The sequence below is a fragment of the Niveispirillum sp. SYP-B3756 genome, from assembly GCF_009495745.1.
Lineage (GTDB): Bacteria > Pseudomonadota > Alphaproteobacteria > Azospirillales > Azospirillaceae > Niveispirillum.
Genome location: NZ_WIDQ01000005.1, coordinates 335,273 through 359,306, shown reverse-complemented (window position 1 = coordinate 359,306; position 24,034 = coordinate 335,273). Strand labels below are relative to the sequence as shown.

Annotated in this window: 15 protein-coding genes and 4 pseudogenes; 11 read left to right on the top strand and 8 right to left on the bottom strand. The window is 60.3% G+C overall.

Features of this window, described 5'->3' with window-relative positions:
• Positions 1 to 129: 129 nt before the first annotated feature.
• From GE253_RS13815 to GE253_RS13795, 4 genes and pseudogenes are all read right to left on the bottom strand, one after another.
• A pseudogene (locus GE253_RS13815) lies at positions 130 to 354 on the bottom strand (helix-turn-helix domain-containing protein); the annotation flags it as partial.
• 142 nt (positions 355 to 496) lie between these two features.
• Positions 497 to 944 (bottom strand): annotated as a pseudogene (locus GE253_RS13810) (transposase); the annotation flags it as partial.
• Positions 945 to 1,061: 117 nt separating this feature from the next.
• Positions 1,062 to 1,513, bottom strand: a pseudogene (locus tag GE253_RS13800) (IS21 family transposase); the annotation flags it as partial.
• A 198-nt stretch (positions 1,514 to 1,711) separates the two neighbouring features.
• Complete coding sequence (locus tag GE253_RS13795; RefSeq protein ID WP_173012633.1) at positions 1,712 to 2,788, bottom strand: LacI family DNA-binding transcriptional regulator; 1,077 nt, start codon at positions 2,786 to 2,788, stop codon at positions 1,712 to 1,714.
• A gap of 369 nt (positions 2,789 to 3,157) precedes the next feature.
• On the opposite strand from GE253_RS13795, the gene GE253_RS13790 reads away from it, so the two are divergent.
• The 10 genes from GE253_RS13790 (at position 3,158) to GE253_RS26530 (ending at position 17,640) form a co-directional block, all read left to right on the top strand.
• Complete coding sequence (locus tag GE253_RS13790; RefSeq protein WP_211101452.1) at positions 3,158 to 5,560, top strand: TonB-dependent receptor; 2,403 nt, start codon at positions 3,158 to 3,160, stop codon at positions 5,558 to 5,560.
• Between the two features lie 85 nt (positions 5,561 to 5,645).
• The gene (locus GE253_RS13785; RefSeq protein WP_153204680.1) at positions 5,646 to 7,547 is read left to right on the top strand and encodes a sulfatase-like hydrolase/transferase; all 1,902 of its coding nucleotides are present in this window, start codon (positions 5,646 to 5,648) and stop codon (positions 7,545 to 7,547) included.
• A gap of 13 nt (positions 7,548 to 7,560) precedes the next feature.
• Positions 7,561 to 9,300 carry an arylsulfatase gene (locus GE253_RS13780; RefSeq protein ID WP_153204679.1) on the top strand — a complete coding sequence of 580 codons (1,740 nt, stop codon included), beginning with the start codon at positions 7,561 to 7,563 and terminating at the stop codon, positions 9,298 to 9,300.
• Positions 9,297 to 10,754 (top strand): sulfatase-like hydrolase/transferase, encoded by a 1,458-nt coding sequence (locus GE253_RS13775; protein ID WP_153204678.1) that lies wholly within the window; start codon positions 9,297 to 9,299, stop codon positions 10,752 to 10,754. Before GE253_RS13780 ends, GE253_RS13775 begins: the two co-directional genes overlap by 4 nt.
• Before the next feature lie 15 nt (positions 10,755 to 10,769).
• Positions 10,770 to 12,689: a glycoside hydrolase family 3 N-terminal domain-containing protein gene (locus GE253_RS13770; protein ID WP_211101451.1), complete on the top strand. Its 1,920-nt coding sequence runs from the start codon at positions 10,770 to 10,772 to the stop codon at positions 12,687 to 12,689.
• 46 nt (positions 12,690 to 12,735) lie between these two features.
• Positions 12,736 to 14,373 carry a sulfatase gene (locus tag GE253_RS13765; protein ID WP_211101450.1) on the top strand — a complete coding sequence of 546 codons (1,638 nt, stop codon included), beginning with the start codon at positions 12,736 to 12,738 and terminating at the stop codon, positions 14,371 to 14,373.
• Between the two features lie 39 nt (positions 14,374 to 14,412).
• Positions 14,413 to 16,017 (top strand): sulfatase, encoded by a 1,605-nt coding sequence (locus GE253_RS13760; RefSeq protein ID WP_153204676.1) that lies wholly within the window; start codon positions 14,413 to 14,415, stop codon positions 16,015 to 16,017.
• Positions 16,018 to 16,045: 28 nt separating this feature from the next.
• On the top strand, positions 16,046 to 17,047 hold the full coding sequence (locus tag GE253_RS13755) for a formylglycine-generating enzyme family protein (RefSeq protein ID WP_211101449.1): 1,002 nt from the start codon (positions 16,046 to 16,048) through the stop codon (positions 17,045 to 17,047).
• Between the two features lie 165 nt (positions 17,048 to 17,212).
• Complete coding sequence (locus tag GE253_RS26065; RefSeq protein WP_211101448.1) at positions 17,213 to 17,470, top strand: hypothetical protein; 258 nt, start codon at positions 17,213 to 17,215, stop codon at positions 17,468 to 17,470.
• 44 nt (positions 17,471 to 17,514) lie between these two features.
• A complete protein-coding gene (locus GE253_RS26530; RefSeq protein WP_282183221.1) occupies positions 17,515 to 17,640 on the top strand; it encodes a hypothetical protein in 126 nt (41 codons plus the stop codon).
• Between the two features lie 92 nt (positions 17,641 to 17,732).
• Here the strand turns inward: GE253_RS26530 and GE253_RS13745 are convergent.
• Positions 17,733 to 17,907 (bottom strand): annotated as a pseudogene (locus tag GE253_RS13745) (transposase); the annotation flags it as partial.
• Between the two features lie 93 nt (positions 17,908 to 18,000).
• Positions 18,001 to 19,320, bottom strand: coding sequence for a sulfotransferase (locus GE253_RS13740; RefSeq protein ID WP_153204675.1), 1,320 nt, complete (start codon positions 19,318 to 19,320; stop codon positions 18,001 to 18,003).
• A gap of 213 nt (positions 19,321 to 19,533) precedes the next feature.
• On the opposite strand from GE253_RS13740, the gene GE253_RS13735 reads away from it, so the two are divergent.
• Positions 19,534 to 20,583, top strand: coding sequence for an NAD-dependent epimerase/dehydratase (locus tag GE253_RS13735; protein ID WP_247878646.1), 1,050 nt, complete (start codon positions 19,534 to 19,536; stop codon positions 20,581 to 20,583).
• A 93-nt stretch (positions 20,584 to 20,676) separates the two neighbouring features.
• Here GE253_RS13735 and GE253_RS13730 read toward each other — a convergent pair whose 3' ends face one another.
• Together GE253_RS13730 and GE253_RS13725 are read right to left on the bottom strand one after the other, a co-directional pair.
• On the bottom strand, positions 20,677 to 22,422 hold the full coding sequence (locus tag GE253_RS13730; protein WP_153204674.1) for a hypothetical protein: 1,746 nt from the start codon (positions 22,420 to 22,422) through the stop codon (positions 20,677 to 20,679).
• A gap of 255 nt (positions 22,423 to 22,677) precedes the next feature.
• The gene (locus GE253_RS13725) at positions 22,678 to 24,033 is read right to left on the bottom strand and encodes an ATP-binding protein (RefSeq protein WP_153204673.1); all 1,356 of its coding nucleotides are present in this window, start codon (positions 24,031 to 24,033) and stop codon (positions 22,678 to 22,680) included.
• Position 24,034: the final 1 nt, after the last annotated feature.

Below are 24,034 nucleotides of genomic sequence, written 5' to 3'. Positions count from 1 at the left end.
ACCAGCATCCTGCTCCCGCAGAATCCCGATAATCTGCTCCTCGCTGAAACGGCTCTTCTTCATCAAATAGCCCTCCTCGGTCGGAGGGACTCTACTTTACGACGGAGACATTTCCAGGGAGCAGGTCAGTAGTGACAGGATCATGGCCTCCTGATCAGCAAAAACCTTCTGGGGAGCAAGCCGGTGAAGGCGGCGACTGCGCTCTACCAAGCCGGCCTCGCCATCAGCCTGATAGCGGCGCCACCATTTGCGCAGCGTAGGCCTCGAGATGCCACAACGGCGGCAAACGAAGCCAGCATCCCCTGTTTTGGCGTAGAGTTCGACCCACGCAAGACGGGCCTTGATCAGATCCATGATTGCCCTTTGCCCCGCTGTTGTTGACCTCAGGGTAGCGCTCGAGCGCTACCCTGAGGTCAACAGCAAACACAGCAGCGTTAACGCGTCTGAAAATATGGGCGGCGATCACAAAGCTGAAAGGATGTCATCGGATCTCACACATCAGCGCCAGGTTCTCAGCGCTCTCGCCCCGTACCGGCCCGTAATAATGCGACCGGCTGATCGACAGCAGCGCGCATTGCCGGACAACCGATAAGCCGGGATGAGATCGATCCACCATTTCCCGCCTCCGACCGGCGCTCATCGACCGGAGGCCTTGCGCAAAAAGCTTGTCCCGGACCCGATCCGGGATCCCGCTCCACCACCAACTGACCGATCTTGGCATGCAGCCGGTCGATCTCGACCGCATCAACAACTGGAGTAGCCTCGGCTTTGCCGGAAAACGACGCGGCCATCCCCTCGATCGCCTGCTTACGCCAAGCGCTGATCATCGTCTGGTGAACACCGTGCTGCGACACAAGCTGCGCCTTCGTCAACTCGCCCCGGATCGCCTCCAGTGCCACCTTCGCCTTGAAATCAGCCGAATATCGCTTCCTCTGTCCCGTCATGTCGGTCGTCCTTCAAAAAAGGGCAAACCAAGCTTAGCAAACTGTCCGCTCACGGGGGACCTGCTCTCGTGACACCGAGGCCGGATTGCTGTGGAACCCGTCGAACGGCCCGGCATAAACCGTTGTCGTCGCCCCGTTCAGCACCACGATCTCGTGGCTCCAGTCGAACTGATAGGCCTTGCCCAGCGCGAAACTCAGCGGCACATAGGCATCGACGCTGTGGGAAACACGCCCCTGCCGCCAGTGGCGTGTGCATAGCGGCGAACCGCGTCTTAGCTGCCAGCATAGCCAAGCGCCCGCAATGCCTCATGGATCCGGATCAGTGTCAGCCGTTCCCGCGCCGCCTTGGCCTCGTTCGCCAACAGCATGCGGTCCAACTCGCCGACCCATTGGCCCAGTTGTGGCCGGCGCAGCACCGTCCGCTCGTAATCAAAGGCCGTCGCCCCAGATCGCAGAACCTTCCGCACCGTGTTCCGAGATACGCCAAGGTCCCGCGCGATCTCCCGGATACCCTTGCCCTTGACCAAGGACTCACGGCGGATCCGCCCGATTGTTTCCACGATCAGCATCCCCCAGCCCGCCCAGATCGGTTCTCGATCCAGGCAGTCCAACAGCCATGAACAGCAGGGTCAAAGTTAGACGCCTATAACCCCGATATATGGCTCACTTTTCCACGCCGGATAACACTCACCAGTCCAACATCCTATTCCGCGACTGCTCCATATACTGGAATTTAGCTGCCGACCATCGGGGCGTCCACGGATCTGTCATGTATCGCGGCCCCGTGTTACCCGCCGCCTCTTTCGCTCCGTCGGTGCGGCAGTGCTGCTACGGATCACCAGTTCGTGTGGGAAAAAGGGCATGGGGCCAGGGGAGCGGCCCGTCCGGCTGGCGGTGACGAGATAGGTGGCGGCAGCGGCACCCATGGCGACCATTGGCTGACTGACGGTGGTCAAAGTGGGCCAAACGCTGGATGCCAATGGAATATCGTCGATACCGGCTACCGACAGGTCTTTCGGTACGCTCACGCCTTTTTCCTGGGCCACGGTCATCACGCCGATGGCCATGCTGTCATTGCCGGCGAAAATCGCGGTGGGGCGGTCTTCCAGTGCCAACAATTCGGCACCTGCGATCCGCCCCGATTCCCGCGTGTAATCTCCGTTTCGCACAAGTGCGGGGTCGAACAGGCCGGCCCCTGACATGACATCCCGGAACGCCTGCAAACGCCGCTCTGCGGAACCGAGATTCAAACGGCCGCTGATGAAGGCGATGCGGCGATGCCCCAGGTTCAGCAGGTATTGCGTCATGTCTGTCGCCGCCCTGTAATCGTCGATGCGCACCATCGCCGGCAGGCTCTCCAACTCCACGCCCGGACTGATCCGGACATAATGGCCTGGCCGCGCCGCCAGCACTGTCAGCAGGCGGGGGTCATCGGCCAGACCCGGCATGATGATGAACCCATCCACCGCCGGTATCCCGATCAGCCGTGTCGCCCGATCAGTGAAACCTTCCTCCGTAAGTTCAAGCGGTTCCACCAGCAGGTGGAAGCCAGCGGACCGCGCCGCCGTTACCGCCCCCACTTGCAGCGCCGCGATATACTCGTTCTGCAAGGACATGTTCGGCTGTTGGGGATTGCTGCCGAAAACGAAGGCGATCATGAAGTTGCGCGCTCCCGACAGGCTGCGGGCCGACAGGTTTGGCGCATATGCAAGGGACGCGACTGCTGCCCTCACCCGTTCCCTTGTCGCAGGGCTGGCTTTAGTCTCACCGTTCAAGACACGGGACACGGTCTTGATCGACACACCGGCCACGCGGGCCACATCGTAGATGGTGGGCTTGCTCACGAAACGATGCTCTCCGGCTGATCGTTGTCTGGATAGGCTTTTACCCGGCATTGGAACATTCGGCAACAGGTGGGGACAGCGCTGGACATTTTGCTTGCGAGGGCGCATCGTTGGTGTTAGCAAAAATTGACTGGCAGAGAAGCCGGTCTTTTTTTTAAGACAAAGGGGACAGCGGTGTCCCCTGACAGACAAGCAGTTGAGAGAACCCCAGAAGGGGTCGTGGCAGGGGGGATGACAATGACAATATCCGTGCGCCCAAATTTAGCCGCCTGACACTTTGCGCGGTGGCCTATCCGTTACCTGGCAAGGGCGCCGGGTGTTTCCTGCTTACCTCCCGCCACGGTCAAAAGACAAAAAGGGAGTGACACCATGTACAAATCCCGCTTGATGCTGGGGGCGACCATTCTTTCCCTGGTCCCCGCCCTTGCCGCACAGGCCCAGACAAATGATGCCCCGGCTCTGCTGGAGGAAATCATCGTCACGGCACAGAAGCGCGCCGAACGTTTGATCGACGTTCCTCTTGCCGTCACCGCAGTGGGGGGGGACGCGCTGGAGAATTTGCGGATCAACGACAGCAATAGCCTGACCAACGCAATCCCCTCCCTGACCTTTCAGCAGGGGGCCAATCCGACGAATACCAATTTCCGTATTCGCGGCATCGGCACCCAGTTGTTCGGTCAGGGAACCGAGGCCTCGGTTTCCGTGGTCGTGGACGGCGTTGTCTCGGCGCGCGGGGCGCAGGGCTTCGCCGAGCTGGCCGATATCGAGCGGGTGGAGGTTCTGCGTGGCCCGCAGGGCACGCTGTTCGGCAAGAACGCCACCGCTGGTGTCATCAATGTGGTGACGGCGCGTCCCTCAGACGAGTTTGGTGGCCGGGCTGAGATCACCATCGCCGAAGGGAATGAGTACCGCGCAAAGAGCACGATTACCGGCCCGCTGAGTGACACGGTGCGGGCGCGGTTGAGCGGCTATTACACCAATGTCGACGGGTATGTCCGCAATGTCACGACCGGCAAGGACGTACAGGGGGCGGAAGGCTGGGGTGCGCGCGGCAAGCTGGAATGGGACGCCAGCGACAATGTGAATGTCCTGTTCTCTATGGATTACCGCAAGCAGGACGCCATGTGCTGCGCATCGGTTCCGATCCAGCTCAGCAACGCCACCATGATCAGCATCAATGCCCCCGTGGTCGCCTCGCGCACGAACCGGCAGATTTCTGAAAACACCGATACCTATGCGAATACCGAGCAGTTCACCGGGTCGATCCAGGCCGACTGGGACATCGATTTCGCCACGATCACTTCGATTTCCGCCTTCCAGAAATTCAACCTGGATAACAACCAGCCGATCGACCGCACCAACTCCGATCCGATCCGGTTCCTGGGCGGCCCGTCGGTGGCGCCTTATTCCGCATGGGATTATAACGCGGGCGAAGTCAGGTTGAAGCAGTTCTCCGAGGAACTGCGCATCGCTTCCAATGGTAGCGGCGATTTCACCTATGTCGCCGGTATGTTCTATAACCATATCGAAATCACCCGCCCGTTCAACCGTCGCCGTGCCTCCTGCGTGCAGAACGCTGCCGGGCAGACGCCGCTGGCGGTGGGTGCCGCCTGCCCCACGGCAAATCTGCGCTGGCAGTCCAGCGGCACCGAATCCAACCTGAAGCAGGATGGTGTTTCGGCCTTCGGTCAGGCTGAATGGCGCATCATCGGTGATCTGAAGGCCATTGGCGGCCTGCGCGTCCAGTATGAGCGGGGCAAGAACAGCGGCACTCAGTTCGGCCCCCTGGTGGCGGGTGATGCCATCCTGGCGGGTACCACCTATCGTCCGGGTGGGGCCAACAGCGGTACCTTCGTCGCGTCTGACTGGGCCACGACGGGCAAGGCCGGCCTTCAGTACGAAGTCGACCGCAACTTCCAGACCTACGGCACTTATACCCGCGGGTACAAAGGCCTGGGTTACGAGATGGAAGCCGGCGCCGATTTTGTGAACCAGAGTGCGCTGGAGCCAGAACATGCCAACGCCTATGAGCTGGGCGCCAAATATGTCACCGATGACCGGGTGTTCAGCATCAACGCCGCAGCCTTCCTGACGGAATTCAGCAACCTGCAGGTTCAGGCCAACCGGGGTGACCCGATCCTGGGTATCGTGCGCTTCCAGTCCATCAATGCAGGCAGCTCCCGCACGAAGGGCCTTGAGCTGGAAACGACGCTGCGACCGACGGACGAACTGTCCATCAACTCGTCGTTCACCTATGCCAAGTCGACCGTCAATGTCGATGGTCTGAACTGCCCAGTTCAGCTCCAGGCCGGCGCGCCGGTGGTGCCCGGCACCTCTGCCGTGCCGTATAATACCTGTGTCCGGCGCACTGCCGGCGGTACGGCGTTCCAGAATCTCCATGGCGCCACGTTGCCCTCGTCTCCCAAATATCGCGTCGTGGTCTCTCCGCGCTACGAACGTGAAATCGGCAGTGACATGGCTGGTTTCATCCAGATGAATGTCAGCTACCAGAGCGCGATCAACTTCACGATCGAGCAAGACCCGCTGACCCGCCAGGGTGGTTATGCACTGGTCGATCTGACCGTGGGCGTACATGAAATCGACGATCGCTGGACCGTCAGCCTGTTCGTGAAGAACCTGTTCAACAAGAACTACTTCACAAGCATCGGCCATGTCTCGCTTCTCAGCTCGGTGGCCAAGACCGATCTGGTTGGCACCTTCAACAAGGATGCCGACCGTTATTTCGGTGGTTCGGTCGGGATGCGCTTCTAACAGAGACGGGCCGGGCTTCGCGGCCTGGCCCGTTCATTTCCGCCGATGCTGCGGAAGGCTTGATGTGACCAGGGGGAATAGCGGAATGAACGGGAACAAGCTGCACCGGCGCGCGGTTCTGGCTGGCGGGTGCATGGGGATGGTGGCATCTGCCCTGCCGTCCGTTGCCGCCGGCACCCGGATGCCCAACATCCTGTTTCTGGTCAGCGAGGACAACAACCCGTTCATCGGTGCCTATGGCGATGCACTGGCGCACACCCCGACCATCGACCGTCTGGCGCGTGAAGGCGTTCTGTTTCGCAATGTTTACAGCAACGCCCCCGTCTGTGCGCCGTCCCGTTTCGGCATCCTGACGGGGGTCTATCCGGAATCCTGCGCACCGGCCAACCATATGCGGGCGACAGCCCGGTGGCCGAAGCCCCTGACGACCTATCCGGAGCAGCTGCGTCAGGCCGGCTATTTCTGCGCCAACAATGCCAAGACCGATTATAACTGTGACGTGACACCGGACGCCATCTGGGACCGGCTGGGTAACGCGGCCCATTGGCGCCAGCGGCCTGGCGGTCAGCCTTTCATGGCCGTCTTCAATTACATGACCACGCATGAATCCCGTATTTTCAAGCCATCGCCGGGACGGGTGACCCCGGACCAGATCAAGCTGCCCGCCTACCTGCCGGACACGCCGGATATCCGTCAGGATTTCGCCAGCTATTACAACCTGATGGAGAGGATGGACGAACAGTTGGCGGAGCGTCTGGCCGAACTGGAAGCCGATGGTCTCACGGACGACACCATCATTTTCTATTATTCGGACAATGGCGGCGTGCTGCCGCGATCCAAGCGCTATTGCTATGATGAGGGACTTCGCTGCTCGCTGGTGGTGAGGGTGCCAGCCAAGTGGGCGCATCTGGCACCGGGTAAACCGGGAACCGAGCGGATCGATCCCGTCAGCTTCATCGATCTGGCGCCGACGCTGCTGTCGCTGGCCGGCATGAAAATACCGGCCCAGATGCAAGGCCAGCCCTTCATGGGAAAGGGCCGCCGGGCCGCCAAGCGCTATGCCTTCGGAATGCGCAACCGCATGGATGAGCGTTATGATTTCCAACGCACCGTGACGGATGGGCGCTGGCGCTATATCCGCAACTACATGCCCCACCGTCCGCTGGGGCAGCACCAAGCCTTTGCCTGGCTGGCCAAAGGATATCAGGATTGGGAGACCGCGCACCGTGCCGGCACCCTGACACCGGTACAGGACCGTTTCTTCCAGCAGAAGCCGTTTGAGGAACTGTACGACCTTTCGGTGGACAAGGATCAGGTGATCAACCTGATTGATGATCCGAAGGCGGCCCGTGTGCTGAAGGAAATGCGGTCGGCCCTGGACCGGCACATGCTGTCCATTAACGATAATGGCTTCATTCCGGAGGCATCGCCGGAGGAGGGTTATGTCGAGAGCAATGACAAGACCCGCTATCCGCTGAAGCAGATCATGGCATTGGCGGCGACGGCCGCCCGGCGCGATCCCGCCAATCTGGGGGAATTGCAGGCCCATCTGCGCCATGGCAATCCGATCATGCGCCACTGGGCGGCAGCGGGCCTGTTGATGCTGGGCGAAAAGGCAGCCCCGGCGCTGTCGGACCTGCTGTCCGTGATGCGGACGGAGGAAAGACAGCAGACCCGCATCGTGGCTGCCGAGGCTGTGGCCACCCTCGCACAGCCGGATGAGGCCATCGGTGTGCTGGCCGATCTTTGCGCCGAGACCCGGCCCTGGCAGGTCCAGCTTCAAGCGATCAACGCCCTGACCTTCCTTGGGGACAAGGCCAAGCCGGCCCTGCCGGTGGTCCAGCAGGCTGCCGAGCGGGAACAGGAATTCGTGCGCAATGCCGGGCGCTATCTGGTGGCCGTGCTGACAGGGGCCTTCCAGCCTTCAACGCCGATCTTCGATCTGAAACGCATGATGAGCCGGCCCTCGGCGGGCCGCGCAGGATAAGGGAGCACGTAGAATGTGGAAACGCTCCATCCTGGCCGGTACCGCCCTGGCCCTGGCCCTGGCTTTGGGTCTGTCGGCTGCCGCCGGGGCTGCGGAACGACCCAATATCATCCTGATTGTTCTGGATGATGTCGGCTTTTCCGATCTGGGTCCGTTCGGGTCCGAAATCCGCACCCCCAATATCGACGCGCTGGCCCGTGATGGGCTGCGCTACAACCGCTTCGACACGAAGGCCGTCTGTACGCCGACCCGCGCCGCCCTGCTGACGGGCCGGAATCCGCAGACGGTGCGGATGGCCGATCTGCCGGCCGACAAGCCCGATCAGGCCAACATGACCAAGGATCGCGGGGAACTGCCCGTCAACGCCCAGACAGTGGCGCAGGTTCTGCAGACCGCCGGGTACCGCACCTATGGCTTCGGCAAATGGCATCTTGGTCCCGAATATGAAGACGGGACGGACGGCAATAACGGCTCATGGCCGCTGCAACGGGGCTTTGACCAGTTCTATGGCTTCTATCTGGGATGGACCGACCAGTATCGGCCCAAGCTGATCGAGGGGAACCGGTCGCTGCCGGACGCACCCTTGGCCCCGGATTACCATTTCTCCGCCGATATCGTTGATCACACGATCACCGCCCTGGGCAATGGCGGGCAGGAAAATCCGGCTTTCGTCTATCTCGCTTTCGGTGCCGCGCATTCGCCGATCCAGGCACCGCGCGCCTATATCGATCATTATGCCGGTGTCTACGACCAGGGCTGGGACGCGCTGCGGGAACAGCGGCTGGCGCGGATGAAGTCGATGGGCATCCTGCCGCAGAACACGGTGCTGCCGCCCCGCAATGCCGGGGACCGTGCCTGGGACAGCCTGACGCCGACGGAGAAGAAGGTCTTCGCGCGGTTCATGGAGGTCTATGCCGGTTTCATCGAACATACCGACGCCCAGATCGGCCGGCTGGTCGCGCATCTGAAGCAGACCGGACAATATGACAACAGCCTGATCATGCTGGTGTCGGACAATGGTGCCGCCAGCGAAGCGGGGCAGAACGGCTTTTTCGAGCGGATGTACCGTCCCAACACTTTGACGCCCGAGCAGATGCTGGCGCGGATTGATGAGTTGGGGACGGAGAAGACCCAGTCCGAATATCCCCGCCCGTGGGCCATGGCAGGCGTCACGCCCTTTCGCCGGTACAAGGTCTGGCCCTATCTGGGTGGGGTACGGGCCCCGCTGATCGTCAGTTGGCCCAAGGCCATCCGCGATGGCGGTGGCATCCGGGGACAGTATGTGGATGCGGTGGATATCGCGCCGACCCTGGTCGACGCGGCCGGAACCCGGTTCCCGGAGGAGACGGCGGGACAGGCGGAAATCCCGGTTGCCGGCAGCAGCATCCGGGCCAGCTTCACCCAGGCGAACGCCCCCAGTGTCAGGGAGGCGCAATATTTCGAGCTGCGCGGCAACCGGGCCATCCGGGTTGGCGACTGGCGGGCCGTCTCCCTGCATCGCCCCGGCACGCCGTTCGACAGCGATTGCTGGGAACTGTTCAATCTGGCCGATGACTTTTCCGAAAGCCGGAATCTGGCGAGCCAGCATCCTGAAAAGCTCGCCGAACTGAAACAACGCTGGTGGCGGGAAGCGGGCCAGTTCAGCCAGCCCACCATCGCCGAAATGCCGGAACGCTTTGCCAGACGCGAACGCTTCGACCCCGCCGATGCACAGGCGGCCTGCGTCGGCAGCGGTCAGGGAGAAGGAAAATGATAGAGATGTATCCAGGTAAGACCAACGTGCCCCGCCGCCGTGCCAAGCTTCTGTCCGTAACCTCGCGGCTGGTCCTGGCCTTGATGGCAGCACCGGTTGCCACGGGCGTCACGGCCATGATGCCGGCCCCGGCTGTCGCGGCGGAACAGCAGCGGACGACCCAACCCAATATCGTGCTGATCATGGTCGATGATCTGGGTGCATCGGGGGTCGGGAGTTATGGCGGTGAATATCCGACGCCGCGTATCGACCAGTTGGCGCGGGAAGGGGCGATGTTCGCCAACGCCCATGCGACGCCACTTTGTACCCCATCGCGCACCCGCATCCTGACCGGCATCGAGAATGCCAGGAATTACGAGGCGTTCGGCTATCTGAACCCCAATGCCCGCACCTTCGGCCATGTGCTGAAGGAAGCGGGTTATGCCACGGCGATTGTCGGGAAATGGCAATTGTCGGGGAATGGCTTTGATGGTCGTGTCGGAATGCAGCCGCCGCAGGCCGGCTTCGACGAGGCGCTGTTATGGCAGGTGGCCAGCGGGCCCGCCAAGGGCTCGCGCTACTGGGGACCGACCCTCTGGAACAATGGCCGCACCAAGATCAACGAGTCCGGGTTCGGCCCCGATCTGGCCAGCCGTTTTGCCCTGGATTTCATCACGCAGAACAAGGACAAGCCTTTCTTCCTCTATTACCCGATGGTGCTGCCGCATTCCCCCTATGTGCCGACGCCAGACAGCATGGATGCCGATACGACCAAGGCCAAGTTCACCGGCATGGTCGCTTATATCGACAAGCTGGTGGGACAGGTGCTGGACAGGCTTCAGGAACTGGGGCTCGATGAGAATACGGTCGTCATCTTCACCGGTGACAATGGCACTGGCGTCCAGATCGAAGGTATGCGCAACGGTGTCTCTGTCCGGGGCGGGAAGGGAAAGCCCACCCTCGGCGGAACCCATGTTCCCATGATCGTGCGCTGGCCCGGAAAGGTTCGGGCCGGATCCCAGCCGGAGGGGTTGTTCGACTTCACCGATATGCTGCCGACCCTGGCCGAGATCGGCCATGGCAAGATTGGCCCGGACCCGATCGATGGAGCCAGCCAGGTTCCCGTGCTGACGGGGAAGAAGGACAAGGTCCGCGACCAGATCTTCATGTATTACGCGCCGGGCTGGATTCATGAACCCGCGCGCTTTGTCTTCGATGCACGCTGGAAGCTCTACGGCGACGGCCGCTTCGTCTCCCTGGACCCCCTGCATGACACGGAAACTGAAGTGAAGGAGATGACGCCCGAGGCCAGGCGGCGTCTGAAACAATTCCAGGCGATCCTGGACAAGGCGGGTGTCGGTCCCTTCAACCCGGTGCGGTTCCCCATGTGTGCCGGCAAACCCTCGCTGAAGGAGGGCATTGCACCGGAAATCGCCGGTTGCCGACGCGCTGGCGACTCCGACGGGAACGAATAACAAGAGTTTGGAGGAATGATGCGCGGCATGGGATATTTGCTGGGCGGCGCGGCCGCCCTGGCATTGATATCGTCGCTCTCCCTTGCGACGCCGGGATTCCGCGATCTGAACCATAATGGTCAGCGTGATCCGTATGAGGACCAGCAACTGCCCATCGACCGCCGGCTTGATGACCTTCTCGGGCGCATGACGCTGGAGGAGAAGGTCGGCACCATGATGCATGGCTCCCTGCGGGCCATGGATTCCCCAATCGGTGCATCCAGCAAGGGGTACGATCTGGCGGCGGCGGAGCACATCATTAAAGAGACCGGGGTGAACAGCTTCATCACCCGGCTGACCATGCCGGCGGCGGAGTTCGCCCGTCAGAACAACGCCATTCAGAAAATCGCGGAAGGCAGCCGTCTCGGTATTCCCGTCACCATCAGTTCTGATCCCCGAAGTCATTTCATGACGGTGGTTGGCGCCAGCTCTTCCAGCGGCAGTTTCTCCATCTGGCCGGAAACGCTGGGATTGGCGGCGATCAACGATCCATCGCTGGTCCGCCGCTTCGGGGATATTGTTCGTCAGGAATATCGGGCGGTTGGCATCCATATGGCCCTGTCCCCGCAGGCCGATCTGGCGACCGAGCCCCGCTGGGCCCGCGCCGTTGGGACGTTCGGTTCCGACCCGGAAACCGTTTCCACCCTGGCCGGCGCCTATATCCAGGGCTTCCAGGGAGGGGCCAAGGGGTTAACGCCGGGGGGCGTGGCGACGGTGGTGAAACACTGGGTCGGCTATGGCGCAGAACCGGAAGGTTTCGATGCCCATAATTATTATGGCCGTATCGCCAAGCTGGATAACGCCAGCTTCGCCCTGCATGTCGCGGCATTCAAGGGTGCCTTCGCCGCCGGGTCGGCGGGGGTCATGCCCACCTATCCGATCCTGGAGGGCGTAAGCGTCAATGGTCAGCCCCTGCCGCCCGTTGCCGCCGGCTACAGCAAGCCATTGCTGACCGATCTGCTGCGCGGCACCTATGGCTATCGCGGCGTCATCATTTCCGACTGGGCCATCACCAAGGATTGCCCGGTCGAATGCATAGCCCCGTCTGCGGAGAAGCCGCAGACATCGGCAGCCATCGCCATGCCTTGGGGCGTGGAGGAACTGTCCCAGGTACAGCGTTTCGCCAAGGGGGTGGAGGCCGGGCTGGACCAGTTCGGCGGTGTCGATGATCCGACGGCCCTGCTGGCAGCCGTCCACGAAGGCAGGATTTCAGAAGCGCGGATTGATGAATCCGTTCGTCGGATACTCTGGTTGAAATTCGAACTCGGGCTTTTCGATGATCCCTATGTCGATCCCGACCGGGCAAACATCGTTGTCGGTGACCAAAAATTCCAGGCGGAAGCGGATGCGGCGCAACGGCGCTCGCAGGTGCTGCTGGAGAACAGGGGCAATCTGCTGCCGCTGAAACCATCTAAAGTCTGGCTGCATCGGGTGGATGCCGCCGTGGTGCGGGCGGCAGGCTTCACTGTCGTCGATGATCCGGCACAGGCAGATGTTGCCATCGTGCGGACGCAGACGCCGTCAGAGAAACTCCACCCCCACCATTTCTTTGGCGCGCGTCAGCATGAAGGGCGGCTGGATTTCCGCGACGGTGACGCCGACTATGAGGTCATAAAAAAGGCTGCCTCGACGGTACCGACGATTGTGGTGGTCGATATGGACCGCCCCGCCATCCTCACCAACATCAAGGACAAGGCCCGCGCGCTGCTGGTTGCCTTTGGTGCCAGTGACAAGGCGGTTATGGATATTGTGACGGGGCGCGCCCGCGCCGAAGGCCGGCTGCCGTTCGAACTGCCCTCATCCATGATGGCGGTCGAGAAGCAGAATCCGGCTCTGCCGGACGATAGTAATCAACCACTCTATGCCCGTGGGGCGGGTATCGGGCCAAGCCGCTGAAACGGCGGGCAACAGACGGGATGGTAACACCATGGTAATGCCAAACATGAAGCTCCGGACCCTGGCGCTGGCCGCTACGGCTTTGATGGCGCTGTCCACCACGGCGCGTGCGGCGGACAAGGCGGCCGACCGGCCCCGGAACATCGTCTTCGTGCTGGTCGATGATCTGCGCTTCGATGCCATGGGGTTCCTGACCCCCGGCCTGAAGACCCCCAATATCGACTATCTGGCCAAGAACGGCGTCTATTTTCGCAATGCCGTGGTGACGTCATCGCTTTGTTCCCCCAGCCGGGCGACCATCCTGACCGGCCAGTCGCCGCGCAACCATCGGGTCATCGACAATAATAATTCGTCGGAAGAAGGGCTGATCTTCTTTCCCTCCTACCTGCAGAAGGCCGGCTATCAGACTGGGTTCTTCGGCAAGTGGCACATGGGCAATGACACCGATGCGCCGCGCCCCGGCTTTGACCGCTGGGTCAGCTTCAAGGGCCAGGGCACCTATTTCCCGACCCAGGGATTGCCCCCGGCCGCCATTGCGGCGGGTAAGCGCCAGACATTGAATGTCGACGGGCAGCGGGTCGACCGCGCTGGCTATATCACCGACGAACTGACCGATTATGCGGTTGACTGGCTGGAGAAGGGACGCGATCCCACGAAGCCCTTCTTCCTCTATCTCAGCCACAAGGCGGTGCATTCCGATGCCGAGCCGCCGGAACGGTACAAGACCCAGTACAAGGATCTGGATATCAAGCTGCCGGCAAGCCTGGCCAATACGCCGGAGAACAACCAGGGCAAGCCGCTCTGGGTGCAGAACCAGCGCAATAGCTGGCACGGGGCGGATTTCCCCTATCATACCGACAAGCCCTTGACCGAAATGGTGCGCGATTATTACCGCACCCTGTCGCCGGTGGATGAGAGCCTGGGTCGGATCATGGCCAGCCTGCGCAAGCAGAAGATCGACAAGGATACGGTCATCGTCTTCTACAGCGACAATGGCTACCTGATCGGCGATCATGGCCTGATCGACAAGCGCAATGCCTATGAACCATCGGTGCGTGTGCCGATGGTCGTGCTGGCCCCCGATCTGCTACCCAAGGGGACCACGAACGACGCTGTGGTGCGCAATCTGGACCTCGCCCCGACCTTCCTTGAACTGGCCCATGTTGAAAAGCCCGTCCAGATGGAGGGGCAGAGCATTCTGCCGGTGGCGCAGGGCAAGATCAGTGCGCAGGACTGGAACAAACAGGATTTCGTCTACGAATATTATTGGGAATGGTCATTCCCGCAGACCCCGACCACCTTTGCCATCGAGCGCAACCGGGTGAAGTATATCCAGTATCACGGGGTCTGGGATATTGAGGAACTGTATGACCTGAACAAAGATCCCGATGAAATGCACAATCTCATCGATGATCCCGCCTATTTGCAGACGAAGATCGAGCTTCGGCATTCCTTGTTCACCCAGCTCACGAACAAGGGGAACGACCATGTCGTGCCCTTTACCGAAAAGACCAGCTCCGGTCTGGTCAACCGTGATCAATCGGGGCGGCGTGCCGCCGATTTCCCGGCGAACTGGTACGTGAAGCCCAACCTGCCCACCAAGATGAACGGTCTGTTCCCCGACAGCGAGGCCAAGGCCAAGGCGGATGCCGAAGGTCGGGCTTATTTCCCGCAGCGGCATTGAAAGCCGAAGCCAAAGATTGTCGATAAACGGGAGGAGAGAATGATGAATTGGCGTCGATTGGGTAAAAGTTCGGTTGTGGCGCTGGCTCTGGGTGTCAGCACCATGGCACTGGGGACCGGCGCGGGTCTGGCAGCCCCGCCCGCCGCCGCCAATGCCGGAACCGCGACACGTACCGAACGGCCGATGAATGTCCTGTTCATCATCGCCGACGACATGGCCGCCCGGCTGGGTTCTTATGGTGCGCCGGTCCGTACCCCCAACCTGGATCGGCTGGCATCCCAGGGCGTGAGCTTTGATCGCGCCTATGCGCAGTTCCCCTGGTGCGCGCCCAGCCGTGCCTCCTTCCTGACGGGCACCCGGCCGGATACGACGCGGGTCATGGATCTGGCGACGCCGTTCCGACAGGCGCTGCCCGATATCAAGACCTTGCCGCAATATTTCAAGGACCAGGGCTATTATTCCGGCCGTATCGGCAAGATCTTCCATCAGGGTGTGCCCGGCGATATCGGCCTGGGCGGCCCCGACGACACGCAATCCTGGACCGAAGTGGTCAACCCGCGCGGGCGGGACAAGGATGCGGAGAACGGCGCCCTGATCAACATGACGCCGGGCATTCCCTATGGCTCTGCCATGTCTTATCTGGCCGATGGCGGGGCGGACGAGGAACAGACCGACGGCAAGGTCGCCACGGCCGCCATCGACATGCTGAGGGCGAACAAGGACAAGCCGTTTTTCATCGGGGTCGGCTTCTACCGTCCGCATGTGCCGGAAGTGGCGCCGAAGAAATATTTCGACATGTATCCGCTGGATACCATTCGCATCGCCGATGAAACACCGGAGGCACTATCGAAGGTGCTGCCGGCGGCCAAGGCCTGGACGCCCGATCATTTCGGCATGAGTCCGGACGAACAGCGCCGAATGATCCAGGCCTACTTCGCTGCCACCAGTTTTATGGATGCCCAGGTCGGGCGCGTGTTGGCGTCGCTGAAGGAACTGGGGTTGGAGGACAACACCATCGTCGTCTTCACCAGCGACCACGGCTTCATGCTGGGCGAGCACGGGCAATGGATGAAGAACATCCTGTGGGAGGATAGCGCCCGCGTGCCCCTGATCGTAAGGACGCCGGGTATGACGAAGGCGGGAACACGGTCAGAGCGGACGGTGGAACTGCTGGACCTGTACCCGACCCTGACCAGTCTGGCCGGGTTGCCGCATTATGACCGTAACCAGGGGCAAAGCCTGGAACCGCTGCTGACCGATCCCGCCGATCCCACATGGACCAAGCCGGCCCTGTCCCAGGTTCGGGGCGGGCGCAGCGTGCGAACCGAACGCTGGCGCTACACGGAATGGGAGGAAGGCGGCCTGGGGCGTGAACTGTATGATCACCAGTCCGATCCCGGCGAACATCGCAATCTGGCTCCGGACCCCGCCTATGCTGCCACGGTGGCGGAACTGAAGGCTCTGTTGCCTAAGGGCCCGGTGGAGAAGCGGTCTAAGGCTGTCAGTTACGATCCGATCCGTGACTGCCTTGTTCATCCCCTGTCGAAAGCGCCCAAGGGTGAAGCAAAGAAGCCACCCGCTGGGGGGGGGGCCAAAGGATCGGGCGCCGCCGCCGCCAGGGTTTGCAGCGAGATTGATCCGTGATCTAACTGCACTCACCGGAAGGCGATCGATGATGAGCGATGTGATGGATAATGTTGACGCCCGGTTCGAGGGGATGCGCCACCTGGAGGGCGGATCGTTCCAGATGGGGTCCAACCGGTTCTATCCGGAGGAGCGGCCGGCCCGGCCCGTGCGGGTAAATGGCTTCTGGATTGATGAAACCCCCGTGACCAACCGGCAGTTCCGCCGGTTTGTCGAAGCAACCGGCTACGTCACCTTTGCGGAGATTGCCCCGGATCCCAAGGATTATCCGGGTATGCCGATCGAACTGGCCCAGCCCGGTTCCCTGGTGTTTCAGAAGACCCGCGGCCCCGTGGACATGCGGGATTTCAGCCAATGGTGGAAGTTTGAATTCGGCGCCGACTGGCGCCATCCACTGGGCAAGGGCAGTTCCATTGATGGTATGGATGACCACCCCGTCGTACAGATCGGCTATCAGGATGCCGAGGCCTATGCGAAATGGGTGGGTAAGGAACTGCCGACGGAAGCGGAATGGGAGTTCGCGGCCCGTGGCGGGCTGGACGGTGCCGAGTTCGCCTGGGGGGATGAACTGGCGCCGGGTGGCGCCATGCTGGCCAATTACTGGCAGGGTACCTTCCCCTATGCCAATGACATGCTGGATGGTTGGGAGCGAACCTCACCGGTCGGGACTTATCCGCCCAATGGCCATGGCCTGTTCGACATGATCGGCAATGTCTGGGAATGGACATCCGATTGGTGGTCACTGCCGTCCGTGCCGGCGAAGCCGTTCAAGGGGGCCTGTTGTGTCCCCGCCAATCCACGAGGCGGCAAGGAACGCGACAGCTACGATCCCTGCACGCCCCAAATCCGCATTGGCCGCAAGGTATTGAAGGGGGGCTCACACCTCTGTGCGCCCAATTACTGCCAGCGCTACCGGCCGGCCGCACGTCACCCACAGGCGATCGACAGCCCGACTACCCATATCGGTTTTCGTTGTGTCATTCGCAATATTAATGGTGCAATGAAGCCGACCGAGACGAAAGAAACATAACGGGTGTGCCTTGGAGGGGTACACTGAATGGAGAGCTGTCAGGCCAACCGCACTGTCGCTGAAAGATTTCAGCTGACAATTTGTTCGTTGTCTTGCTGATGGTAGCCCCAATTTCTCGGGAGTTGGAGCCGCCGACAATTCCTGTGCGGTTCACTGGCTGGCCAATTGCCCGGCGTGGAGGGCCATGGCTCGGCCCTGCGCGATGGCGGTTTCCGTCGGGCCCTGGCCGATTGGTATGTGACGGCCGAGGGGCTGAGGCTGACGCGGCTGCGCAGCCAGACGGTCCTGAGCCGTGGCGGTACGCTGGGGCCGGAAGCCACCATCGGCAAGATCGTTTCCGCCCGCCAGAAGCAGGAACTGGCGACGGAGGCGCTGGACCTGCTGGATGCCCCCATGGCATCGTTGCGGATGATGATACCGTAGCGCCCGCCGGTGGCTTCCAGCGCAATTTCTTCTGGGGTGCCGCCATGCGGATCGCGGGCGGTACCGATGAGATCCTGAAGAACATCATCGCCGGACGCGTGCTCGGCCTGCCGCCGGACATTCGGGGCGATCGCGATATCCCGTTCAAGGATTTGCCGGTTGGAGTGTGAAATGCAAGATGATGACGCCGATCCAATCTTGTTGGAGCGCGTGGGGGCGGTGGCCTCTATCACGCTCAACCGTCCCGATGCCGGCAATGCATGGCGTTGTCCAGCATCGCCTCGGCCAGCAGTTTCTTCAGGCGGCTGTTCTCCTCCTCCAAGCCCTTCAGGCGCTTGGTCTCCGACCGCCGACAGATCTCAGCAGTCTTCTGCCCGGCCTCCTGCTCCCGCAGGATCCCGATAATCTGCTTCCTCGCTGAAACGGCTCTTTTTCATCAAATAGCCCTCCTCGGTCGGAAGGACTCTACTTTACCGCGGATATAATTCCAGGGAGCAGGTCACAAAGGGCGTGAAACATGACCCAAGGTATCAGTGATATTTATTGTAGCCCATCTTTTCCAACAGATCATCAAAGATGACCGCGCAAATTTCCTTCTCCTCCGGCTCCAGATCATTGATCCAGCGACCAATGGAGTCTGAAGTGGAAGATGAGGTGGTGTGACGCACCTCCCCCCCTTTCTCCGCATGGATGACCCGCACGGCTTGGTCCACGGTGTCTTCGTCATCCGCAATGCCCAGCAAGCCAAAGAGCTTGGTGGCGGTATCGGTCCAATCAGCGATCATGTCCTCATATTTCAGGAAGATGGACCGCTCATCCTCCCAACCGGCCGCCTCCAGATGCCATTCAATGGAGGCGCGGATCAGTTCAGCATGTTCAGCGAAGCTGTTGACCCGCTCTGCACCGAACGACAGATAGCCGGTCTGTTGATTGAATTTGCGGATCGAGACCATGATATCCCGTGGGTCGCGCATCAGCATGATGCGCCGGGCACCGTCAATTTTATCCAACACCGAGATAACATAGGAATCTTGAGTGGATTTTTCTGCAAAAAAACGCGGCTTTTGTTCACCAGGTAGCTTTTGTGCCCGATAGAACGCGTCAATCATTTCCATATGCCGCTCGATCAATCCAGGCGCATAGGTTTGATGGAAAAATCCATCCAAATCATTGAAATAGCCAAAGGAGGGATTTGGCCCCAACATCGGCCGCCGCGCGGTGAATGAGGTCATCATATCCTCCGCGTAACTGGTTGCAAAGGAGGACGCGATACGCATGGCATGATAAGAATGTTGCGCAAATCGGGTTTCCAGCGGATAGGGCATATGGCCGGAAATTTCCGGATGCGCCGTCAGCAGCTTCATCAAGGCGGTGGAGCCGCTGCGGCCAACCGAAAACAAAATCAACGGTTTGAGATGGTCCGGATGATTGAGCAGGGGAATGCGGGTCGCAAGCTCAATACGGCCAATCTGGGCCCTGATACCGGATGACAGCTTTGCCCACAGGCTCAATGTTCCGCAAGCAGGCAGACAGAGCGTGCTGACTGAAATTGAGAAGCCTGACCGCAGGGCAAATGGTTCCCCCGGCACCGCATATTGCACGTCCGGCCGGTTAAAGGGCGCCACATCAGCAATACAATTGTTTCCATAGAAGAGTTGAATACGCTCAAGTGGAGACGAACGGGAAATACACCACCCCCGGACCAGAAGGCAATATCTCTCTGTTTCATCACCGATTTCCGGATCATCCAAATAGGCCCCGACGATATCCCGGGAACCGATATTCATCGTTTCGACGCTGGATATCTTAATGTCGACCGTTGTCCGGTTCGGCTGACAGAGCTCTTCCAAGAGTAAACTCCTTGATATTGCTGTGCGATCCCGGCGCTGGCGAACCAGTCTGTCAAGGGGGCCGGACGAAAGCCTACAAAGTTCGACAGTCGCACCTAGAACTGTAGATATTTAGGGGTTAATTTGATATTAAGCAGCGGCTACGGAGCTAGGCTTTGGTGGCGTAACGCATCAATTTGCTGCGCGGGCAGCAGATAATTATGGTGGAGTTTGATGATGAATATTCTAATTACAGGCAATATGGGCTATGTCGGGCCGGTTTTGATTCGCTATATCCGTTCTACTTATCCCAAAGCTCGCATCATCGGATTTGATAGTGGTTTTTTTGGTCATTGCCTGACCGGAGCTGATTTATTGCCTGAATCCCGTGCCGACGTCCAGCATTTTGGTGATGTTCGTGATTTTTCGCCCTCCCTGTTGCAGGGTGTGGATGCCGTTGTCCAGCTTGCGGCCATTTCTAATGATCCGATGGGCAACCGGTTTGAAGCGGTTACGGACGATATCAATCACAAGACAAGCGTTTCTATCGCTGAAATGGCACGGGACCAGGGCGTGAAGCGCTATGTCTTTGCGTCAAGCTGTTCCATGTATGGTGCTGCGGAGGGCGGCCCGCGCCGTGAGGGCGATGCGCTGAACCCCCTGACCGCCTATGCACGCTCTAAGGTTGCAACGGAAATGGGCTTGAAGGCGATGGATCGGGGCGACATGGTCGTCACTGCCCTGCGTTTTGCCACAGCCTGCGGCATGTCCCCCCGGCTTCGGCTGGATCTCGTGCTTAACGATTTTGTCGCCTGCGCCCTGGCCGCAGGTGAGATTACCGTGCTCAGCGACGGCACCCCCTGGCGGCCGCTGATCCATGTCAACGATATGGCCCGGGCGATTGATTGGGCGATCCATCGCAGTTCCGATCAGGGTGGCGATTTCCTGGGCATTAATACGGGAAGCGACGGCTGGAACTATCAGGTCCGCGATCTCGCCCAGGCGGTGGCTGAGCTTGTTCCCGGGACCAAAGTCAGCATCAATACCAATGCGCCGCCTGATCGCCGTTCCTATAGCGTTGACTTTGCCCTTTACCGCGAACTGGCACCGCAGCATCAGCCCCAGGTAACGCTGACGGCAGCCATCGAAGGGTTGCGCGACGGGTTGGAATCGATGGGGTTCCGTGACCAGTCCTTCCGGAATTCACAGTTCATGCGCCTGAAAGTGCTGGAACGCCACATGAGCGAAGGTCGCCTGGGTGAAGACCTGCGCTGGAAGTACTGAGAAAAGCCGCTGGCGCGTCTTTCTTGATACGCGCCAGCGGCTTTTTTGCCCGATAGGCCGCCATCTGAACAATGGCCGCCTGGGGTGGCGTTCTCATTTTGATGGCAACAGTTCGGTCGCCTGGAAACAGTCATTTACAGCAAAAACCCGAAGAGACTGTGCTTCTTCCTCGTTCCCCAGCTGAACCTGCAGGCTAAAGCCAAAGCCCACGCGGCTGGTATTCAACGCGAAAGCTGCCTGTGCGCCCGGTCGTTCCACGGAGCAGGTGCTACTCCATAAGATCCGGCCTGGCAGCGTGGCGAACAGCCTTTTTGGCATCATCAAGGTGCGCTGATCGAAGGCCCATCCCTGGACTAGGAGGGTGGGATTTAACTGCCACGTATCGATGAAATATATATGCGCCGTGGGCAGCAGTGGCAGCGAGCCGGTGCCGGGTGATATCAGTTCCCCCTTCGGGCCAGCCTGGATTCCGTTCCACCCCGGTGATGCGGCGGCGGCGGGAAGGGGGGGCTCCATTTCCAGTACGCGGCCATGACGGTGCAGTTTGCTACCGTCACCCGTCGCCTGATGGGTCAGCCGCAGCCGGGCACGGTCAGCCTGGGCCGTTGGCGGAAGTGTTGTCAGAGATGTAAACAGTTCGGCCGTATTCTGAATGGTTTTAAAATCGAATCCCTTATCAATTGACCAAAACGCTGAAGTTAAAAAATAATCTACCAAATATTTAATATTTTCATCATACTGTTCTTTGTCGAAATCATCATTAATAAAAGAATCAAAATCAGGAAAAACCCCCTTTATTTTATAGGGAGATTCACCAATTACGCATAATTTTTTATTGAACAATAGAGATTCAAACCCAACGCTGCTGTTCAAGGTTACAATACCATCCACCTGGCGGAGTAAGGTGGTAGCATCATCGTTTGTGATGCCAGGGCCCGTGACGGTGACATTGGGAAATGTCCGGGCAAAGCGCAGCGCTTTGTCCTGGGCCGTGACGTTGAGCGGGCGGTGAGTAGCTGCTGGATGTGGCTTGATCAATACCTGCACGCCCTTGTCCTGCAACTTGGGCAATAGCGCCTGCAGCATCGCCAGCGGTGATTTATAGGGTGAATGCAGAAGAACGTTGGCGTCGTCGGACAGCTGCAACGGTATCAGGATTGACTTCTTCGTTCGTTCACCTGGACGCTTCTGGTTTCCAGTCCCCAATCCCAGCCTGATCAGGTCGTCAGAAACCGGACGGGCCCCACCCCCCATCGTCAGGCGCCAGACATCTGTGGACAGGGGGGGATGATCATAGGCAGCGCGAATGTCCTCAATATGCAGCTGGCTTAGGGAAGCATTGCCATTCGTCCCCTCGGGATCGAACATCACGGTCTGCTTGAACGGTATCCGCGTTGGCCCCAATTCCATATGGATGACCTGGATGTGATGTCGGGCCGCGAAGCGCCGCACCGCACCATTGTCGCCCCACAGTAAAATAGTATCGAAATCATAGATATGCTGTTTCACATCATCCAGCAGTTCCTCATATAGCGCGCAGATTGGGCCGGTTCCCGTCAGCAGGCCGGCCCATATGTCCAGGCCGGCAGACGCCCAATCCACCAGCGCCTCATCGATTTTCCGGCTGAGGGCAGATGATGGGCAGATGAAATGTGGCCAGCTGTCCGGATAGCGGACAGCCATTTCCTCCCCCACATGGCGGTTGACCAGAAGGCGAACCTGATCCGGCCCCGCTCCCCAATGGCTGCTCAGGCTCTGGGCAAACTGGTGGGCGATCCAGTTGTGCTGCATAAATCCGTTTCGGACTGGATGGGGCTCGACATAGATGAGAAGGTGCATTTCCCGTCACTTGATTGGGCCCATGAACGCCGGCACGATACCGCGTCCGCCGGGAAAGCTGTAATCCGAATTTTTGCTTATATACTCTGACGCCCCCGATAATGTGGGGAGAGGATTTACAGAGGCGTGAAATTTTACCTCGCTCAGGTCGTGAGCCAAGAACCAAGAGCACTCTCAGTCCGGTGCCATTATCCAGACGGTATGGGAGCGGGGCTATGTTTACAATCATGCTGCCCGCAGGCAACGGGCTTTCGCTCAGCGGAAATAGCGATTTTCCTTGTGCATCTCCTGCCGCACCGCTTCCAGCAGGTCGCGGAGCTGGATCTCCGGCGGGGAACGTTCGACCGCCAGCAGGCAGGCGGTGCGGGCCACGTTCAAGATCGCCCCGCCGGCCAACTCATGCTCCCGCGCCAGCCGATCCAGATCCACGTCTGCCGCCAGCCGTTTCGTCTGGTCCTGGAACGTCTCCAGCCACAGCCTTGCACGGGCGTCGGCATCGGGCATGGGGAACAGGATCGACGTCTGGAAACGGCGGGTGAAGGCTTCGTCCATGTGGGCGCGCTGGTTGGTGGCCAGGATTACCAGCCCTGGGAAATCTTCCAGCCGTTGCAGTAGATAGGCGATTTGCTGATTGGCGGCCCGATCATTGGCGGAATGGGATTCGGTGCGCCGGCCGAATAGGGCGTCTGCCTCGTCGAAGAACAAAATCCAATCCCGATGCTGGGCCTGATCGAACAGGTTGGCCAGATTCTTCTCGGTTTCTCCGATCCATTTTGACACTACCTGAGACAGGTCCACCCGGTATACGGGTCGTCCGGCGCGGGCCCCCAGCAGACAGGCGGTCAGGGTCTTGCCGGTGCCGGGCGGGCCGTAGAACAGGCAGCGATATCCCGGTTTCAGTCGCCGTGCCAGTTTCCAGTCCTGCATCAATGTCTCGCCATGCTGCAACCAACTGGCGATCATCTCCACCTGTTGCTGGGTCGGGCTGTCCAGCACCAGATCCGCCCAGTTCAGGGGTGTGGTCATGCGATGGGCGGGGAAGGAGGGGCCGGGGTCGGGATCATAGGTGCCCCCCACGGTCATCCGTTCCAGATAGTCGGGCGACAGGGTGAGCACCGCCACCCCCATCGGCTCCTCCGCAATGCGATGCTCCAGCCGCAATATTCCCTGGGCCAGAAACCGGTGTCCGGGATGGAACAGCCGCCTCGCGGCGAGGCGCGCTGCATGATTTCCCCCGGCCAGCAGGAACAGGGCGGTTTCCACCGTCGGCAGGAAACCGCCATGGGCTTGGCTGATATAGCCGCCGAACTCGGTAAAGCGCCGGCCCAGCGGCTGGTTCTGGATCAGGAACGGGTCCAGGACCGCAGGCGCCTGATGGGGCAGCAGGGCCAGAATCAGCAGCAGCCGCTCTGCGGGGCTGGGGTCCAGCTCCGTCAGGATCCGACCATAGGCGCATGTCTTGTCGGTTACCGGTGGTGGAGCGGGAACGTCCGCCCCGGGCTGGCCGGCGGCATGTTCAGCGAAACGGCAGTCCAGCACCGCCTGGAACCAAGCGATTTCGGCGCCGATGGTCCGGGCATTGTTGAGGATATCGTCAGATGCGTCGATCATG

What these genes read in the sequence shown, in the direction of transcription:
- GE253_RS13775 (WP_153204678.1), top strand. Translation starts at nt 9,297, where the DNA reads ATGATAGAGATGTATCCAGGTAAGACCAACGTGCCCCGCCGCCGTGCC.
- GE253_RS13725 (WP_153204673.1), bottom strand. Translation starts at nt 24,033, where the DNA reads ATGATCGACGCATCTGACGATATCCTCAACAATGCCCGGACCATCGGC.
- GE253_RS13760 (WP_153204676.1), top strand. Translation starts at nt 14,413, where the DNA reads ATGATGAATTGGCGTCGATTGGGTAAAAGTTCGGTTGTGGCGCTGGCT.
- GE253_RS13755 (WP_211101449.1), top strand. Translation starts at nt 16,046, where the DNA reads ATGATGAGCGATGTGATGGATAATGTTGACGCCCGGTTCGAGGGGATG.
- GE253_RS13780 (WP_153204679.1), top strand. Translation starts at nt 7,561, where the DNA reads ATGTGGAAACGCTCCATCCTGGCCGGTACCGCCCTGGCCCTGGCCCTG.
- GE253_RS13730 (WP_153204674.1), bottom strand. Translation starts at nt 22,422, where the DNA reads ATGCACCTTCTCATCTATGTCGAGCCCCATCCAGTCCGAAACGGATTT.
- GE253_RS13770 (WP_211101451.1), top strand. Translation starts at nt 10,770, where the DNA reads ATGATGCGCGGCATGGGATATTTGCTGGGCGGCGCGGCCGCCCTGGCA.
- GE253_RS13785 (WP_153204680.1), top strand. Translation starts at nt 5,646, where the DNA reads ATGAACGGGAACAAGCTGCACCGGCGCGCGGTTCTGGCTGGCGGGTGC.
- GE253_RS13735 (WP_247878646.1), top strand. Translation starts at nt 19,534, where the DNA reads ATGATGAATATTCTAATTACAGGCAATATGGGCTATGTCGGGCCGGTT.
- GE253_RS13790 (WP_211101452.1), top strand. Translation starts at nt 3,158, where the DNA reads ATGTACAAATCCCGCTTGATGCTGGGGGCGACCATTCTTTCCCTGGTC.
- GE253_RS13765 (WP_211101450.1), top strand. Translation starts at nt 12,736, where the DNA reads ATGAAGCTCCGGACCCTGGCGCTGGCCGCTACGGCTTTGATGGCGCTG.
- GE253_RS26530 (WP_282183221.1), top strand. Translation starts at nt 17,515, where the DNA reads ATGCGGATCGCGGGCGGTACCGATGAGATCCTGAAGAACATCATCGCC.